Below are 18,414 nucleotides of genomic sequence, written 5' to 3'. Positions count from 1 at the left end.
GCTCTCGACTCTGGAGGCTACGGATTCCACGTCCCCTCCTGCACGTCCGGCACGAAGTCCCGAAGGCCCTCTGGCTTCCAGGCGAGGCTCTGCTCCTGCTCGGCGCTCATGTAGGCGGTCATGAGCAGCTCGGTCACCTCGCGCCCGCTGTGGAAGTCGAGGTCCGGCTGCGTGCCGTCGAGGAAGCGGCGCACGAAGTGCCGGTTCTCCCCCGTGTAGCCGTACGTCGCGGCCTCATCCCCAACCACCGGCATCAGGCCCTGCTCGGCGTTCTGCTTTTCGACGAGGTCCTCCCCGGCCGCCCCCTCCACCTCGCGGCTGAAGAAGACCTCGGTCTCGGCCTGGAGCGAGTTGGCCTCCATCGCGTACTCCGGGCCCAGAAGCTCGGACCGAAGCCGCAGGCCCGCCCCCACGAAGCACCATGAGGTCGTGGTTTCGCTGACCAGGGTGCGCCCCTGCTCGTCCTCGTACTCGATGGTGGCCCGGGCGAAGTCCTCCGACGGCCGGTTCTTGTAGTCAACCTCGCTTCCAAACCGCCGTTGCAGGCGCTCGGCGTACTCGTCGCGCGACCACTTGAGACTTGCAATCTGGGCGGACACCTTCGTCGGACGGATGCTGTCGCGGGGGGCGCCTGGCTCGGTAAGCAGAAAGCGCGCCACCTCCACGCTGTGGCACATCATGTCGTTGAGCACGCCGCCGCCCTGCTGGTCGCCCTGCCAGAACCAGGGCGCGTGCGGCCCGCTGTGCTCCTCGGCGGCGCGGGCGAGGTAGGGGCGCCCCGTAAGCGCTGCCCCGCGCTCCCAGATAATCTCGCGGCCGCGCTGGAGACCCGGGGAAAAGAGCTGATCCTCCAGGTACCCGTGCAGCACGTCGATGTCCTCAACGAGCTCGACCATCCGGTCGGCCTCGGCCACGGTGCGGGCCAGGGGCTTCTCGCAGGCAATGGCCGTGAGGTCTCCGGTGCCGGACTGAACGGCGCGGACGATCGCCTCCATGTTTTCGATGCGGGTGTGGTTGGGTCCGCAGATCCAGATCGCGTCGACCGCGGGCGCGGCCACCATGTCGGAAATCGAGTCGTAGGCCTGCGCGGTGCCAACCCGCTTCTCGCGGGCCAGCGCCGCGGCCTCCTCGGCGTGAGCGCGGTTGGGGCTCCAGACCCCCCGCACGTCCGCGTGGCGAACGCCCTGCCAGGCGTCGATGTGAAAGCGCGTGATGAAGCCGCTGCCGATAAAGCCGATGCCGAGTCGCTGGTCGGAGGACATGGGACAAGCCGCAGGGGCTGTGGGGAGAAGGGCGGGACTGGTTGGTTCCGAGGATCCGCAGCAGGCCGGAGGAAATCAAGCAGCGTAGAAATGGATTGGGGGGAAGCACCAGCGAACTGCCACGACCTGCTCCGAGATGCTCTGGTGCTCGCTCTCGTCGGCACAGAGACTGCCATCGCTGCCGCCACCGATCCTCGATGCGAGGACGGGGCCCGGCTGGGGCTCCTGTAACGTTTTCTCAGGCCCCCCGCCTCAGTGGCGGACAATTCGGCCCCAGAACTGGCCGCTCCAGTAGACCGCGGAAGCCGGACCTCCTCGTAGACTGACTGCTGGCAGCGTACTCCAGCGTTCCGCGCCGCACGTGAGAATGCCAGAAGACGTTCGATGAATGCCTTGCGCCCATGTCCCTGCCAGCCCCGACTCGGGGTGTGGCTGCCGGAGATGTCCCTGGTCTGTTCCCGACCGGCCGGAGCCCCCAGCGGGGCGGAGGTCCGACTGAAACGAGGCAGAGCACTTGTTTCCTGCCTGGTTCTTTGCTTTCTTACCTTTCGGAAGCGCTTCCAAACGTCGCCAACCTATTTCCCCGAGCCCTTCTGACCATCCATGCCGTCTTCCGCCCCGACGAACCGCCGTTCCGACACTGCCTCGGAGGACCTCAATCCATTCCACACTGCCCGCCGACAGTTCGAACAGGTCCTCCCGCACCTGCCCGATCTCGAAGATGGGCTCGCCGAGTTCCTGATTCGGCCCAGCCGGGTCATCACGGTTGAGTTTCCCATCCACATGGAAGGGGGGGCGGTACAAAACTTCGTAGGGTACCGCGTCCTCCACAGTCAAGTGCGGGGCCCTGGGAAAGGAGGCCTCCGCTACCATCCCGACGTGACCGCCGACGAGGTGCGCGCCCTCGCCTCCTGGATGACGTGGAAAACGGCTGTCGTCGACGTGCCCTTCGGGGGCGCAAAAGGAGGGGTCGTGTGCAATCCGAGAGAGCTCTCGAAGACAGAGCTCCGCCGGATCACTCGGCGCTACGTCTCGGACCTCGGTGAGAACCTCGGGCCGCACACCGACATCCCAGCCCCCGACGTGAACACGAACGCGGAGACGATGGCGTGGGTGTACGACACGTACGACATGATGCATCAGGGCACGAACAACCGCCCGGCCGTAACCGGAAAGCCCGTCGACCTGGGCGGATCCCTGGAACGGAAGGAGGCTACGGCCCGCGGAATTCTTTCCGCCACGCGGACGGCTCTCCAGCGCGGGGTCGTGGAGGGGCTCGACGACCTGCCGGAGGCAACCGTTGCCGTGCAGGGATTCGGCAACGTCGGCGCCATCAGTGCCCAACTGTTCGACGAGGCCGGGGCCACGGTTGTCGCCGTGAGTGACTCGCAGGGCGGGGTGTACGATCCGGATGGCCTCGATCCGGAAGCGGCCCGCGTCCACAAGCAGGAGACCGGGGCCGTCGTGGGCCTCGACGGCTCGGAAACGATCTCGAACGAGGAGCTCCTCACCGCCCCCTGCGACATTCTCGTTCCGGCGGCGCTGGAGAACCAGATCCATGCCGACAACGCTCCGGACGTTCGGGCGCGCTTCATCGTGGAGGGCGCCAACGGACCTACCACCACGGCGGCCGATCAAATCCTCCTCGAGCGAGGTATTCCGGTCCTGCCCGACATCCTGGCCAACGCCGGGGGCGTCACGGTAAGCTACTTCGAGTGGGTCCAAAACATCGAAAACGAGCAGTGGGACCGTGAGACGGTCAACGAGAAGCTACGCCGAAAAATGAGACGGGCCACCGAGGCCGTGCTCGACAGAAAGCAGGACATCGATCACTCGCTGAAGGCCGCCTCGAACGGATCGAGATCGCGTGGAAGATCCCTGTCGGAACCTGTCGATCTCCGAACGGCCGCAATGGTTCAGGCGGTTCGACGTGTGGCCGACGTGACCCGACAGCGCGGCTTCTGGCCGTGATCCGCGGAGGGGGAGACGGCATTGATCCGTTCGGGCCGCTGGCGGTTCGACCCGGGTGAGCAGTGGGGCGCTCTGGAGAGAGCTTGGAAGAGGCGCAGAGAGTCAAGCGTCGCTGTCAAAGTCACGCTTGACCTGCTCCCAGGTGTCGGTTCCCATTGAGTAGCGTGCAAACTCTAGAATATTCTCCACCACCTCTTCGAGGTCCTCGTCACCGGACCAGTTTCTCCGCACAACGTCCGCGTCCACGCTCTCCAGCAGCCGCCGGACGACGTGTGCGGACACCGCGATGTCGTCCACGTACCCGGGGGGACCAACGATGCCCTCCGGGACAATGTCCATGGAGCTCATAAAGTACGACAGGGCCGCGTCGACATCCGCCTCATGTTCCGGTGGTAGGTCGTCCTCACGGGAGAGCCGATCCAGGAGGTAGAACAGATCGGGAGCGAGCAAGATGTATCGCTCGTATTCATGATCGTCTCCGGCGCCCCTCATCCACTGTTCAAGTTCCTGTCTGATGCTCTCGTAAAAGTCCCGCCGGCGCTCCGAGACGTTGCGCTCTGAAGCCTCATCGTCCATAGGGTCGCAGGGGCCGTCTGTATCCGGGTCGGGGGGCGTGGGAGGCGCTCCGTGATCGCCGACCCGCCTGGTGCGGGCCATCCGCCGAAGACCAGTCCTCAGCCCTTCTAAGGACCGGTCGACGTTTCAGGTTCCGGAGCGCGAGGAGGAACCAGAAGTGGGGCGGACCCGCGAACCGACCCGGTGCCCCCTCCGGATCGACCCCAGTGGGCCTGGCCCCCCGTCGAGTTCCTCCCCCTACTGCAGCACTGTCAGGCGGCGCGTTTTCAGTGCATCCTCGGTCTTCAGGCGCAAGAAGTAGGTGCCACTCGACAGGCCGGACACGTCCAGGCTCGTCTCATGGCGCCCCGTCCGCGTCCCCCGAACGAGAGTTTCAACCCGGCGGCCGAGCACATCGTAGAGACGCAGGGTTACGTCCTGCCGGTTGGGGACGGCGTAACGAACCGTTGCCTGGCCCCGGACGGGATTGGGGGCGGGGGCTCGCAGCTCCAGGCCTTCCGCCGGACGTCCAACCACAATCTCCTCGGTCGGATGCGTCGTCCCGTTAAGGTCTACCTGCTGGAGACGGTACGTCAGCGAATCGGCCTCGTAGGGCAGATCCGCGTCGGTAAACCTGTAGCGCATCGATGTGGTCGTGGTGCCCCCTTCGGCCTTGCTCTCCACGAAGCCAACCTTCTGCCACGCGCCTCGCTCTCCGATCCGGCGCTGAACGTTGAACCCGGCGCTGTTGGTTTCGGAGGTGGTTTGCCAGGTGAGACGGACCCGTCCTTCCTCGACGGTCCTGCCCTCGAATCCGGCCATCTCCACCGGCAGGGGCGCCGTCTCGCTGCCGAGGATGAATTCACTCAGTCCCGATCTGCCGCTGGCGACGATGGCGTCGTCGCTGGGGTCGTTGGGCGTTCCGTTGTCGTCGTACGAGGTCGACGAAAAGGCCGAAAACGACCCGGTGCCGAACGTGGGGCGTGCGTACGCGGTCACATCGTCCCCGTTGGACGGCCCGAACCCAGGTCCTGGAATGTCGGACCGCTCGAACCGGAACGTCGACGACGCGTCGAACTGAAGATCGCCGTTCTGGACGGCCACCCATCGGTACGAGCTGGGATCCTCCGCAGACGGAAGCCCGCTAACGTTGGAGGGGGAATCATCGTATCGAGCCGCGGTGACGGTTCCCGATCCCTGCACGCTGGACAAGTCGAGCACAAGGCCGGTGTCGTCGAACGAGTAGGTTCCATCCGAGCTTACAGCCGCGTCCCCGGCCGCGTCGGCGACAAAGAACTCGAACGGAAGGTCAATCTCCGCATTCCTGGGGTCGTTCGAGCTAACGGCTATGTTGCCCTCGTACTTGCCTTTCGACAGGCTTGTCCCGTCGAACGTGAGGCTTACGTCTCTGGAACTGCCCGCCGCCAGCGTGTCAGAGACCGGATCGAAGGCAACGTACGCCCCCTGGGCACGGAGCGCCCAGTTGCCGGGAAAGTCCGTCGTGTCAAGGCGAGTCGGCGCGGGTTGATTTTCCGACCCCCCGGAGAGGTCTCCCGTATCGATGGTTCCTGCGTCTGCAAAGACGGACCAGGAAGCCCCTCTGACCGAACTCGTGTCGAGAGGAGCAGGGAAGTTGATCGACGAGGGAGCCAGCGCCCCCACAAAGAACACATCCTCAACCTGAGTGGGGGGAATCGGCTCGACCTGAAACTCACCGCTGGTAGACACCTCCTTGGTCGTGGACACGGAGGCCAGCAGATTCGCGTCCTCCGGATTCCCATCGTTGTTCGGATCCTCATAGAGAAGGAACTCCACGTCGCTCCCAGCGGGAAGCGACTGGCCGAACGCCGAGGCAATGGCCGTGATTGTCGTAGCGCCCTCCTGGGCCTCGAACGCATTCAGCCAAAGAATATCGGCGGGGGTCTGGACGCCGCCGGCTCCAAGGGAGGTCTCGACCGATCCGTCGTCGAAGGTGTATATGAAATCGGAGGGGTTGAAGGCTTGCTTCGCAATCCCGCCTGGAGCGGGCAGTGCGCGAATGTCGGGCGGGTCGCCTGCAAGCTTCGCGGACGTAGTGCTCGACGTCGTGGGCTGTGCGGCAACGTCGCCCGGATCGAAGGACCCAAGGTCGAGCGCTTCCGCAAACACGTCGTACCCCAACTCAGAGCCGCCAGAGTTGGCCACCGAAAGGGTCTTGGTGGTCATGTTTCCCACCTCTACCGCTTCGGCCAGGCTATCGGGTGAGGTCCCCGCGACGGGGGGAGGCACCGCCTCCGCGTCGAACGGAACCGTGACGGTCGACTCGTCGGGATCGTCACTATCGATGGTTAGGGTTTCGGAGAACGTTCCCGCTGAGCTCGGGTCGAAGGTAACCGTGGCGGTGGTCGACTCGTCCACGCCGAGCTGTCCAGAAGGGAGGCTCCCAGACGTAACGGAGAAGGCGCTGCCGGAGAGAGTTGAATTAGAAATATTCAGGGGAGCCGTTCCGAAGGAATTTCGCACGCGGACGGTGGTGGATGGCTTGGAGATCAGTTCTCCGGCGCTGCCGTCGAAGAACGAAGTTCCGAAATCAACCGACAGAGGCTCCACCTCGATGTTGGGCTCGTTCGTGACCGACGTGATCGTCTGGGCCGCCTGAACGAAGCCTGCGCCTGTCAGGAAGTCGTACCCAATATCCTCCATGTCGGAGGCCCCGTCCGCGAGGTTCGTGTAGATCTCCGAAGGCGTCAGGTCCGGGTTCGCCTGCAGTTGGAGGGCCGCAACAGCAGCTACGTGCGGGGCGGCCGCGGACGTGCCACTAAAGGGGTTGAACTCGGGGATCGAGGTGCTCGTCCCGTCGGGGCCGGTGAATCGTGGCTGCTCGCGGACCTCGGGTTCGGAGAACCGGATGCCGTCATCATCGAAGAGAATAGGAACCCCGCCAAGCGAGGTAAAAGACTCCGGCTGGGCTGGATCGGTTTCGAACTCTGGCGTGTCTTGATAATTTGCGGCCGCGACGGCAGCGCCCCCGCTTGCGTTCTGGTGACCGAAGACGGTTGGGCTCTCAGTACCGAATTCGTTAACACTCAGGGTCCCCCCCCAGAAATATTTGATGCGTCCTGGGTCTGGGCCCCGCAGTTTCGAGATCCGGAGGTTGAACCTTGTGTCGGCGGTGCCATCTGCGTCGGCATCGGTGTCACCGGTGTTCTCGAACACTATAAACTCAATCGGATCTCCAATCGCCGGGCTGTCAAACGTTGACGAGGACAGGACCTCAGTCCCCTCTTTATCGAGCAACGAAAAGTCTATGTCGGTGTCAGTGGCCCTTGCCGTATCGCCGGTAACCGAGAACCAAGGATCATCCCACTGCAGGATGATGATCGCGGTGGTATTTTTGAAGACCGTCACTTGCTGCAAAGTGTCGGCAGAAGGGCCTGAATCGAAGTCGTAAACGGCTCGCCCACTGCCGCCGGAAACCGTCTCGAAGGAGGTGGACGCGTAAGACTGGCGTGCGTCGTTTCCGGCCGCAGAGAAATACGGAATACCCTCGGCGGACACCGAGTCAATGGCCTGGGAGATGACCCCATCCTGGTAGAACGGCTCGATGAAGAGACCGAGGTCGTCGACAATCACGTCGGCCCCAGCGTCCGCGAGTTCAATGATGCCCTCCGCAAAGTTGGCCCGGCCCTCAACACCAGTGTGAAAAGCGAAGTCTGTTCCAGGAGCCACGTCGTAAGCGAGATGCATCATCGCTCGTCCCTCATCGGTTTCCGGGTCGTTCGATTCTTCAAGCACCGTTATGCGGTCCGATGGAGGCAGGTCTCCACTCGCCATGTCCTCGGAGGCCGTCGTCGAGACGTCATTGGAGTTGTTGTACGAGTCGGAGATGATTCCCATCGTCGTACCAGATCCATCAATGCCAAAATCATCCCGGACGTCATCCGAGTTCATCGCGGAGTCACCCTCGCTAGTGACGGACCCCGTTCTGGGGCGTCCCATCCTGTTCAACTCCCACATGGTTTGTGCCCTCGCGGCATAAGCCCCTCGAAGCGTCGCCAAACCCGCGATTTCAGGAATACGGTCGATCGGGACGCGTGCGGACACCAGGTTCCGGAAGGTAGCAACGTCCTGTGCCCCGACGTTTCGGAGGTCACTGGCCAGGGCTGAGGGGGCGCGAGCAGCAGCATCGATGGTCACACGCCCGTCGTGGACAGAGGCCATAGGAAGGGACTTCGGCTTGAAGGGCCCGGCTGCCTTGCGGCGCTTAAAGCGCTGGTACTCGTGGTACAGCAGTGTCAGGCCCATCCCAACTCGAGAGAGGGGACCGTCCTTGCCCGTCAGGTCGTCCCCGTGAAAATCGGTTTTTGCCTGCTTTAGAACGGAGGAGGACACCTGATGCAACTGTTGGGCCTGAGCAGGTTGGGAAAGGGTCGCCCAACAAAAGAGCATACACACACCTATGCCCACCCCGAGCAGAAATCTAGAGGGGCCCTCGTGTGACGACGGATATTGGATTCCGATGCGCTCCAGGAAAGTTCGACTCATTGGTGTTTGAAACGTAGGATAGGGCGGTGATGGAGAAGATGAGGGGACAGGAAGGCCAAGGTTGGAGGCCTGGAAACCGCCCCGCCAGAAATTGGAACCTTGGAAGATATTTCGGACAGCCCAATGTAATGCAACCTTAAAATGCAAGAAAATCGGTACCTCGTCAAGCCGAAACAAACTTCGCCGAGCCGCTCTGGAGCTCAACCGGGGAAGAGCGGGGGGCTGTTCGACTCCCTGCTCCAACGTTACCCACTCGCGGGTAGGGGGCACTTGCGAGTCGGGATCACCGACGTGCCCCCGGTAGCTTCGATGGTTATGTGCTCTTCCCCGGATCGGGACGGGCACGGCCCTGCAGATACGGCGCAGGAGCAGGGCTCGCACACCCCGACCCCGATCATCCCCTACTGTTTCACGAGCTCCACGCGCCGGTTCTTGGCGCGGCCCTTCTCGGTGTCGTTGGGCGCGGTGGGCTGGGTAGAGCCGAGCCCGACTGTCTTCAGGCGACTCGCATCGATGCCGTGGTTCTCGACGAGGGCACTCTTCACCGCCTGTGCGCGCTTCCGGGAGAGCTTCTTGTTGGCCTCGAAGCCTCCAGTGTTGTCGGTATGACCCTCGATGAGAAGATCCAGGTCCGGGTGCTCCTTCATGAGGGAAGCGATTTTCTTCAGGGTCTTGGTCGAGGACGACTTGAGGGTCGCCTTGCCCGTATCGAAGTGGATGTCCTGCACGGCCACTCGACCGCTATTCTGAAGGGCGCTGTAGAGGTCACGCCCGCCCCCCGCGATGCGAAGGTCGCCAATGTACATGTGTTTGTGCAGGCGTGGTATACTGAAGCGGAGCGTATTCGTGCGCTCGATCTTTGCGTTGGGTATGTTCGCGAATCGCTTCTTGTCCATGTACACCTTCGCGTAGGAGCCGTCCACCATGATCCGAACTGTGACGATCTGATTGCTCCCCTTTCTCGACTGCTCGAGGGACTCTACCCCGCCTCGCGTCAAGGTGCCAACCCCGAGCTCGCCGCCCCCAATGTGAAAGTAGTTTTTTCGGATGACATTGCCGGAAGAGTCAAGCGGGGTGATGTGCATATTATCGGTCCACTTGGTCGTGTAGAAGTCAAACGACATCGTGAAGCGCTTCGGCAACGTCTCGGGGAGATTTACCCGAAACCTGCTCTCGGCAGAGTTCACGCGCAGAAAGCGCCGACCCTTCCACTCGACGATTTCCATGCTCCCTTTCCGAAATTGTAGGCTCCGGGGAAAGTCTCCCACGTTATCATCGGAGAAGTCCTCGGCGAAGATCGTGCGCTCGCCGGGCTCGAAGTCATAGTTGGTGCTGGCGTCCCCGACGGCCTGGCCGGTCTCTTGCTGGCCCGTGTTCTGCTCACCGGTCGTCTGTTGGCTAGATCGATCTGAGGCGGTGACGGGATCGCCGTTCTCGTCGCGCTTGATATTGCCCTCCTCATCGGTGAGCACTACCGTCTCTCCATTCTTCTTCGCTTTCCTGATGCACTCCTCATCTCCAACGACGCATTTGACGGCATTTTCGATACCGCCCTCAATCTTGTCGGCGGTCTTCTCGACCCCTTCGTCAACGTTCTCCTGGATGCGTTCGTCGACCTCTTCCTCGACGCTCTCTTCGACGGTGGCGCAGCCGGCGAGAAGCAAGACAGTGGCGAAAAGAAGTGCGGAGGATGTTCTGCAAGCTGTGATCATGGAATCCCTTCGGCGTTTGTCGCAAGAAACGATGGTCGATACGACTGTGAATTAGTTGGAAACAATTAGGCGTTTGTTCCCGCTGGCTCCCGGGGTGCGGGACGTAGAGGAAAACGTGGAGTTCGTGTCGTCCTGGTTGAACTGCACAAAGGCAGGAGGCAACGGCTTGCTTTCCCTGAGATCCCCTCCGCTGAGCGCACACGAGAAGGGCCAATTTTCCCTCACACACATACGAGGAACCGCCTCACTGGGGTCATGCGAAAGATCAGACGTGCGTGAACGAACGGGAGAACGATGGCGTCTGCGAGGCCGAAACGGAAACCCCCGCGGTCCCTTGATTCCCCCGGAGGCCCCGCAGGAGACGACATGGGGCATTCTCGGCTCGGGGACTCTTCTCTACCTAGAGCCGTCGTGCTTCCGCTCCCGACCGAGTCGCATCCGCTCAGCCCGCCCACGGCGGCACGGTCCCCATCTCAACCCCGAAGACGAGAGGCACGAGGCCGTACGCCGCAGCCGTCACGAGAACAAGGAACAGCAGGTTGAGCGCCACACCGGCGCGAGCCATCTGTGGAATGGTCATTACCTCGCTCCCGTACACGATGGCGTTCGGGGGCGTGGCTACCGGGAGCATGAAGGCACAACTGGCCGCCAGGGCGGCGGGCACGAGGAGCAGATAGGGGTCCTGGCCCACGCCAATCGCAACGGACGCTACGATGGGAAGAAAGGCCGCCGTCGTGGCCGTGTTGCTCGTCAGCTCTGTAAGCAGGATGATCGTGGTGCCGACGGCGAGAACGAGGAGAACCACGGGCGCTCCCTCCAGGGCCTCGAGCCGCCCCCCAATCCACGTCGCCAGCCCGGTGCGCTCGACGGCCGAGGCCAGCGACAGCCCGCCGCCGAACAGCAGGAGAACGCCCCACGGAAGGCCCGCGGCGGTGTCCCAGTCGAGCACGAAGGTCCTTTCCCGGGGATCGACCGGGAGAAGGAAGAGCAGGACGGCGCCACCCATGGCAATGCCGGCATCGGAGAGGCCGGGAATGTAGCTGGAGAGGAGTGGCCGTGTCATCCAGAGCAGAGCCACGCCCCCGAAGACGCCCCCCACCATCTTTTCGGGGCGGGAGAGCGGCCCCAGCGCCTCGAGTTCCTGCTGGATGAGGGCCTTCCCGCCGGCAATCCGGTCGAGCTCAAGGGTGAACGCGACCCGGGTGAGGACGAAATACGTCAGGGGGATCCCTACCACGACGAACGGGACGCCGACGAGCATCCAGCGGGCAAAGCTTAGCTCCACGCCGTACGTCTCGCTGAGGAAGCCCTGTAGAAGCGCGTTGGGGGGCGTTCCGATGATTGTTCCCATCCCCCCGACGTTGCAGGCGTACGCGATGCCGAGCATCAAGACGACGGCAAAGGTGTGCTGCTCGGCGGAGCGGCCCTCGTCCGTTTCGGTGAGCCGAACGACGGACAGCCCGATCGGCATCATCATCATGGCGGTGGCGGTATTGCTCACCCACATGCTCAGGAACGCCGCGGCGAGCATGAACCCAAAGATGAGAGCGGGCGGACGGGTGCCAACGGCCTGGATGATGGAGAGGGCGATCCGGCGATGCAGGTCCCAGCGCTGCATGGCCAGGGCAATCAGGAAGCCTCCCATGAACAGAAAGATCAGGGGATTGGCGTAGGGCCGTGCGGCCTCATCGATCGAGCCGGCGCCCAGTAGCGGAAACAAAACGAGCGGCAGCAGGGACGTGGCTGGAATAGGAATCGCCTCCGTGATCCACCAGGTCGCCATCAGCAGGCCCACGGCGGCGGTGTGCCAGCCCGCGGGACTGAGGCCCGAGGGCGCCGGTGTCGCGAGCAAGAGTCCAAACAGGAGAAGCCCTCCGATGAGCCCGGCCCAGGTTCGGAGATCCCACGTCTCGGAGTCAGGGTCGGCGACGTTCGGGGAGGATGAAGCCATGAACGGAGAGCCGTCGGTGCGACGTACATGCAGAGCCCGCGCCCTTCGGAATTATATCTGCTGCGCAACCCACCAGAGGGTTCGCAGGCCGAGGCCCCCACAGAGCAGGACGACCCCGCCGCCGAGCACGTGGTACCAGACCGGCAGCGACACCACCTGCTGGCGGAGCGTGAGGTACATCACGAAGCCGGCGATGATTGGGAGCAAGAGACCGTTGGCGGCCTGGGCGGCCACGATGGCGGGCAGCGGGTCCCACCCGACGAGACCGACCCCCAGGCCGGCTGCCAGCACTGAGCCCCAGACGGCCCGGTACGGCAGGCTCGTCGGCTCAGAGTCCCAGCCAAGCACCTCGCAGGTCCCAGCCGCGGCCGCCAGTGGCGCCGTGAGGCTTGAGGTGAGGCCCGCCGCGAAGAGGCCCAGCCCGAAGCACAGGCGGGCAAACGATCCGGCGACGGGCTCTAGGAGCGTCGCGAAGGCACCTACGTCCTCAAGACCGCTGGTGGTGCCGGAAAGAGTGGCGCCGGCCGCCAGGATCGAGAACGAGACAAGGCCGCCGACGGGGAGGAAGAACGCCATGCCGCGGAGCTCCCCCCGCCAAGCCGCTGCGCGGTCGTCCGTGTCGGCCCAGTACTGCTTCGCCGCCGACGGGTGAAGGAAGAGGTTGTAGGTCACGACCGTCGTCCCCACCAGGGCCAGGACACGGACCACCCCTCCTTCTGGAACCTGGGGCATGGTCAGTCCGGTGAGGGCCGCGCCCCAGTCCACGGGGGCAGAGGCCAGGCCGACCAAAAAGAGCCCGCTCATCCCGACGACCAGGGCGGTGAATACGTGGATGAGTGCCCGCAGGTCGAGCAGGAGAATACCGGCGGCACAGCCAGCGAGGAGGGCGACGAGCCACCGCTGGTCAAACGACACGTCGAGGAAGGCCGTGACTCCGGAGGCCGCCCCGATCAGGTTGCCCAGTTCGAACGCTGCGCAGCCGATCCAGAGGCCGAGCACCACGAGCCCCGTGGCCGCCCGGCGCACCCGGGGGGCGCTAAGCTCCGCCCGGATGGCCTCGCCAAGCCCGCGCCGCGCAAGAATTCCGGTTCCGGCCGTATACGACTGCAGGACGAACGCTGCGACCGTCGCGAAAACGAGCACCCAGCCCAGGGCGTAGCCGAAGTCGACCCCTGCCGAGGCGCATGTGAGCACGGTTCCGGGCCCGACGAAGGCGGCAACAACGATGGACGACGTTCCGGTGCGCATTGCAGGACGACGGGTGGTGGCAGGACAGCCCGGCCAAACATAGAAACCGCGGCGGGCACGTGAAACGCTGGGAGCGCCCTCTGTGGTGCCGCGGTACGACCCGCACCGGACGAGTCCGTCGAAGGGGCTTTGGGGACCGCAAAAGGGGACTAGTCGATCGACAACTCACTCACGCGCTGCTCGGCCTCTTCGAGCCGATCGAGGCAATCGCTGGCGAGAGCCACGCCCTCCTCGTAGGCGTCAATGGCTTCTTCCAGGGACGGAGGGTCGTCTTCGAGGTCCTGGACGATTTCTTCGAGTCGCTCTAGGGTTTCCTCGAACGTGCGGTCGTCGGGGTCGGGCATCAGTGAGGAAGATGTTGGGGAGCAGGATGGAGAAGACAAGTGTGCCGTAAGAGGGTATCAAGGATCTTTCGCCGGGTCCGTTCCCTCCCCTCCAGCGGCCCGCGGGAAGGGCCGGTCGCTACCGCGAGGGGGCCCGAGCATCCCGGGCGAGCAGACAGAAACCATCCGGCACGTTCAAATGGTCTGAAAACCGCCCCGATCCCTGAGATCGGAATGGACGGTGTCCACGGGGATCCCTATTCTTTGGCCTCATGCTTGCGTCAACTCCCCTCACGACGTTTTCTCTTCGATAATGGATTTGGGACTGCAAGGTAGAAGCGCCATCATCACCGGCGCGAGTCGTGGCATCGGCAAATACATCGCCCTGGCGCTGGCCCGCGAGGGGTGCAACGTGTCCATCTGTGCGCGCACCGAGTCGGACCTGGAGGAAGCCGCGGAGGAAATTCGGGCGGAGGGCGCCGAGGCGCTGGCGCTTCCCATGGACGTGACAGAGGCGGGAGAGCCGGAACGCCTCGTCGACGAGACCTACAATCGGTTCGGGCGTGTCGACATCTACGTCGGCAACGTGGGGGGGAATCGGCGCGGCGACTTCGAGGAGCTCTCCGACGAGGACTGGGAAGACCTGATCAATCTCAACTTCATGTCGCACGTCCGCGCGAGCCGGGCGGCCGTTCCGCACATGCGGGAGGTCGACGGCGCCTCGATCTGCTACATTTCGTCCATCTTCGGCCGGGAACTGGGCGGTGCAGGCCTTTCGCTCTACAACACGACGAAGTCGGCCCTCATCAGCGTGAGCAAGGTCATGGCCCAGGAGCTTGCCCCCGAGATCCGAGTGAACAGCGTAGCTCCGGGATCCATCCGCTTTCCAGGGGGCAGTTGGGACCAGCGCGTGAAGGAGAAGCCCGAAGAGATGAAGCAGTTCGTCGAGGAGAACATCGCGATCGAGCGCTTCGGCCGGGCCACAGAAGTCGCCGACGCGGTCACGTTCCTGTGCTCGGAGCGGGCAAGTCTCATTACCGGCGCCTGCATCAACGTAGACGGCGGGCAGAGCCACTCGCTGATCTAGGGACGCCGCCGGAAGGGTCGGATCCCCAAGTGGGCACCCATCACTGGAACGCAGACGACTACTTGAACCGCGTGAGCCGCGCGCGGAGACGACGGACTTGCGGCTCGGACTCGCGCCACTGCACGAGGATGGGGCTCTGATAGCGCCCCTGTTCGATGGTCCCTTCGCCGTTGGACTCGTCTTCGGTAACGAGCAGGCTCACAGACCGCTTCATCCGGAGGAACCGCTCGGCCGGAACTGCCAGGCACTTATCGATGATGCGCTCGACCAGCGACTCGCTCAGGCCCAGCGTGTCCACGACCTTGTTAACGAGACGCACGAGATCGTACTTCGCATAGTTCTTTGCCTTGTCCGGAATAGCCCCCGGATCGCTGAGCATGTTTCGGCCCTTCCGGGCCATGAACCGCAGGGGATCCCGGAGCACCTCAACGAGGTCGTGCTTCATGAGAAGCGTCTCGTACTCGTTGACCGTAAGCCCTACGTGCTTCTCCTCGGGACGAAGGTCAATCACCACACGGCCCGTCGCAACGTCGTGCTCAGCCAGCATCTCGTGGAGCTGCTCGAAGATGCCGAGCCGGGGATCGCGCAGGCTTACCGAGTCGATGGGATGGCTGGACACGGGAACCTGGAGCTCCGTCTCGGCGACGACGCGCTCGTCGTCATACCCAATCACCGTAGTTTGGCGCTCGCGACGGTCCCGGTTGTCCTTGTTGATCCCGTCGAGATCGACGAAGAACACGGGCCGCGACGGATCGCTCGGGTACGTGACGCAGTTTTCCAGCCCAGACCCGATGAACGTAAGATGCGAGTCGGCATTTCGAGGTTCGGTGCGGCGCTGCTCCGGACTCAGCTCTTTACGGAGGTGAAGCTTGTCGTGTTGGTAATTGGCCCCAAACGGAAAGAGTTCGCGGAAGGGGGAGATGAACTCTTCCACCTGCTCCTCACACTGATCGAGGCGATTGCAGATGGTCTCTTCGAGATACCCTCCGGTCGTGTGGTACGAGCAGTACAGGGCCTGCTCGTGGCTTTGCAAAAACCCGTTGGCCTCATCCGCAACGTGCCGATTTACGTCAATGACGTCGACGCGTCGCTCCGGCTGGAACTGGATCGTAAGTTGGCTCGGATCCGAGGCCATGAGTTGGGATGTTAGCAATCGGGCCTGCTATTCACGGAACGATGGAGTCGGGACGCACTCAAGGCGTGGTCCCGAGGAGATGAGCCCATGTCAGAAGAAATAGACGATCCAATGTACCGGCAGGGGCTGAAGCGGTTTCAAATCTACTAATTACTGCAGGGAAATGAAAGACGAGAGGAGCGCCCCGACAATCGCGTCTGTTGAGAAGACTGCCCGGGCCCAGTTGGAGTAGTCGAGCACCCTGCCGGTGAGGGTCCGAGGACGCTCTGGGGCCCGAACCGCACGAAACGCCTGAGTATTACGATTCACGGGAGACGAATGCCCCGCGCTTACGGTCCGGCACTTGCCTTGATGCCCCGAAGTCAGCACAGGTACGATGGTTCGGGGAGGCGACCTGACCGGGATAACTTTTCGGAGTCAATCAGGCTTCCTTCACGCGCTGCCGGGGAGAATCTCGGCCTTACGGGTGCCGTCCTGGAAGTGAAGGCGCACGGCCTCGCCCGTCTGGAGGGCATCCACCGAACGCACCGGGGGGCCTTCCTCCCGAGTGAGGTAGACGTATCCCTGGCGCAAGGGTTGTTCGGGGTCGGCGGCGTCCAGGCGCTCCCGAAGGTGCTCAAGGCGGGTGCGGGCTTGTTCGACGATTCGGTCTCCGCTCCGGCCCAGACGGTCCACGAGGGCGTCGAGGTGCTGCTGGTGTCGCTCTAGGCGGCGGGCAGGAGCGTGAAAGGCGCGGGAGGAGACGAGTGCATCGACGCGCTGGCGAGCATCCTGGAGGCGGCGCGTCGCCTGGGAGCGGAGGCGGTCGTGGAGGGTCCGAATGCGCTCGGCCACGTCCCGCCGGTCCGGCACCACGAGTTCGGCGGCCGTGGACGGCGTGGCGGCCCGCTCGTCGGCCACGAGGTCGGCGATCGTCACGTCCGACTCGTGCCCCACGGCGCTCACCACGGGCAGGTCGGACGCGGCGATGGCCCGGGCGACGACCTCTTCGTTGAAGGCCCACAGGTCCTCGGTGGAGCCGCCCCCGCGCCCCACGATGAGCAGGTCGGGGTGCTGCTCGTCCCCCGGGGGCACGTCGTTGAAGGCGGCGACGGCGTCGGCGACGGCCTGGGGGGCATCGAGCCCCTGCACCTTCACCGGACACAGCACCACCTCGGCCGGGGGGAACCGCCGCTCCAGGCCCGTTTGAATGTCGTGGATCGCGGCGCCCTGGCCCGAGGTGACCACGCCGATCGTGTCGGGGAAGGTCGGGAGCGGCTTCTTGCGCTCGGCGTCGAACAGGCCCTCGGCCTGCAGTTTTTGCTTGAGCTGCTCGAACGCTTTCTGCTGCGCGCCCTTGCCCGCCTTTCGCATCGCCTGGGCCTGGATCTGCAGGTCGCCCCGCCGCTCGTAGACGGAGGCGTGCCCGTTCACGCGCACCTGCATGCCCTCCTCCGGCTCAAAGTAGACGTACTGCGTCAGGTGCTTCCACATCACACACCGGATCTGCGCATCCTCGTCCTTGAGCGTGAAGTAGCAGTGGCCGGACGCGGCCCGCGTGAAGTCCGACAGCTCGCCCTCCACCCACAGGTCGTCGTAGTGCTCCTCCACGAGGTCGCTGAGGCCGCGGGTCAGTTCGGTGACGCTGAAGACGGGATCGTCGGACGCGGCGTTTGAGGGGGGCATCAGTGAAGGATCGATCCTATAATCGGAGAGAGCACGTGCCGTGTCGGTCCAGCCCATTCAGGAATGGAGAACAGGATGGAGAGATTCGACCGGATGTCACGCTATGGGCAAAGGTGTTCGAGAGGCCCTTGAAAGTATCGTGGGTCTCGGCTGCATCGGCACACGGCACAGCCCTCCGCGTTAAGGAGATCGGCCTCATGTGCTCACGTTTCTTTTGATCGACTTTTCAGGCATCCTATGCCCGACCCGATTCGCATCCAGTTCGTGTGCCTCGGCAACATCTGCCGGAGTCCCCTCGCCAAAGCCGCGTTCCGCGACAAGGTAGAATCCGCGGGCCTCGAGGAGCACTTCGAAATCGCCTCCTCCGGCACCGGAAGCTGGCACATCGGAGACACGGCGGACGACCGGATGCGCGCGACGGCCCAGCGCAACGGCCTGTCGCTGGAGGATCACCGTGCGTCGCAGTTTGAGGCCGAGGACCTGGAGCAGTTCGATCACATCTTTGTGATGGACAAGAGCAACCTGAACGACGTGCTCCACCTCGACGAGAACGACGAGCACGGCGGCAAGGTGCGTCTCTTCCGCGAGTTCGACCCGGAGCCGGACGACTACCAGGTGCCGGATCCCTACCACGGCGGACGAAAAGGCTTCGAGAACGTCTACGACATCGTGGACCGCACCGCGGACATGCTGCTGCACCGCCTCGTCGACGAGTACGACCTGGAAGAGCACATCGAGGAGCGCGGGAGCGTGGGGGAGGAGGGGTGAAGGAGGGTGGACTTCGCCCGTGCTCTGCCGACTTTCTTCATCGCTTGGTGCATGCTGTCGTACGCATTTGCGCCGATACGCCTACACGCAGTTACGTCCATACGCTACGATGCTGCCCGAGACGCTCCGCAAGACGCTAGAAGATCGACTGGACGTGGCCATCGAGTCGGCCGCGGCGGTGGGGGGCGGCTGCATGGCCAATGCATGTCGCCT

General features: G+C 63.8%; 12 protein-coding genes. 3 read left to right on the top strand and 9 right to left on the bottom strand.

The window, feature by feature from the left end; genetic code table 11:
• Positions 1–17: 17 nt before the first annotated feature.
• A complete protein-coding gene (locus tag ABEL04_RS14925; RefSeq protein ID WP_375803197.1) occupies positions 18–1,262 on the bottom strand; it encodes a Gfo/Idh/MocA family protein in 1,245 nt (414 codons plus the stop codon).
• Positions 1,263–1,865: 603 nt separating this feature from the next.
• Between ABEL04_RS14925 and ABEL04_RS14920 the strand changes: the two genes are divergently transcribed.
• A complete protein-coding gene (locus ABEL04_RS14920) occupies positions 1,866–3,233 on the top strand; it encodes a Glu/Leu/Phe/Val dehydrogenase (RefSeq protein WP_375803196.1) in 1,368 nt (455 codons plus the stop codon).
• A 102-nt stretch (positions 3,234–3,335) separates the two neighbouring features.
• Here ABEL04_RS14920 and ABEL04_RS14915 read toward each other — a convergent pair whose 3' ends face one another.
• From ABEL04_RS14915 to xseB, 6 genes are all read right to left on the bottom strand, one after another.
• Positions 3,336–3,809, bottom strand: coding sequence for a YkvA family protein (locus ABEL04_RS14915; RefSeq protein WP_375803195.1), 474 nt, complete (start codon positions 3,807–3,809; stop codon positions 3,336–3,338).
• A gap of 237 nt (positions 3,810–4,046) precedes the next feature.
• The gene (locus ABEL04_RS14910) at positions 4,047–8,159 is read right to left on the bottom strand and encodes a choice-of-anchor D domain-containing protein (RefSeq protein ID WP_375803194.1); all 4,113 of its coding nucleotides are present in this window, start codon (positions 8,157–8,159) and stop codon (positions 4,047–4,049) included.
• A 554-nt stretch (positions 8,160–8,713) separates the two neighbouring features.
• Positions 8,714–10,024 carry an OmpA family protein gene (locus tag ABEL04_RS14905; RefSeq protein WP_375803193.1) on the bottom strand — a complete coding sequence of 437 codons (1,311 nt, stop codon included), beginning with the start codon at positions 10,022–10,024 and terminating at the stop codon, positions 8,714–8,716.
• 442 nt (positions 10,025–10,466) lie between these two features.
• Positions 10,467–11,975 carry an SLC13 family permease gene (locus ABEL04_RS14900; protein ID WP_375803192.1) on the bottom strand — a complete coding sequence of 503 codons (1,509 nt, stop codon included), beginning with the start codon at positions 11,973–11,975 and terminating at the stop codon, positions 10,467–10,469.
• Positions 11,976–12,026: 51 nt separating this feature from the next.
• Positions 12,027–13,223 (bottom strand): NRAMP family divalent metal transporter, encoded by a 1,197-nt coding sequence (locus tag ABEL04_RS14895; protein WP_375803191.1) that lies wholly within the window; start codon positions 13,221–13,223, stop codon positions 12,027–12,029.
• A gap of 149 nt (positions 13,224–13,372) precedes the next feature.
• Positions 13,373–13,567, bottom strand: a complete 195-nt coding sequence (gene xseB, locus ABEL04_RS14890; RefSeq protein ID WP_375803190.1) for an exodeoxyribonuclease VII small subunit — start codon at positions 13,565–13,567, stop codon at positions 13,373–13,375.
• A gap of 292 nt (positions 13,568–13,859) precedes the next feature.
• On the opposite strand from xseB, the gene ABEL04_RS14885 reads away from it, so the two are divergent.
• A complete protein-coding gene (locus tag ABEL04_RS14885) occupies positions 13,860–14,633 on the top strand; it encodes an SDR family NAD(P)-dependent oxidoreductase (protein WP_375803189.1) in 774 nt (257 codons plus the stop codon).
• A 58-nt stretch (positions 14,634–14,691) separates the two neighbouring features.
• Here the strand turns inward: ABEL04_RS14885 and ABEL04_RS14880 are convergent, their stop codons facing one another.
• Both ABEL04_RS14880 and xseA read right to left on the bottom strand, forming a co-directional pair.
• Positions 14,692–15,768: a hypothetical protein gene (locus tag ABEL04_RS14880; RefSeq protein WP_375803188.1), complete on the bottom strand. Its 1,077-nt coding sequence runs from the start codon at positions 15,766–15,768 to the stop codon at positions 14,692–14,694.
• A gap of 432 nt (positions 15,769–16,200) precedes the next feature.
• The gene (gene xseA, locus ABEL04_RS14875) at positions 16,201–17,433 is read right to left on the bottom strand and encodes an exodeoxyribonuclease VII large subunit (RefSeq protein ID WP_375803187.1); all 1,233 of its coding nucleotides are present in this window, start codon (positions 17,431–17,433) and stop codon (positions 16,201–16,203) included.
• A 237-nt stretch (positions 17,434–17,670) separates the two neighbouring features.
• Here xseA and ABEL04_RS14870 point away from each other — a divergent pair, with 237 nt between their 5' ends.
• On the top strand, positions 17,671–18,201 hold the full coding sequence (locus ABEL04_RS14870; RefSeq protein ID WP_375803186.1) for a low molecular weight protein-tyrosine-phosphatase: 531 nt from the start codon (positions 17,671–17,673) through the stop codon (positions 18,199–18,201).
• Positions 18,202–18,414 lie beyond the last annotated feature (213 nt).

Source organism: Salinibacter sp. (assembly GCF_042218895.1).
In the GTDB taxonomy this organism is placed as follows: domain Bacteria; phylum Bacteroidota; class Rhodothermia; order Rhodothermales; family Salinibacteraceae; genus Salinibacter.
The sequence above is the reverse complement of the archived record's forward strand: the minus strand, read 5'-3'. Positions and strand labels throughout refer to the sequence as shown.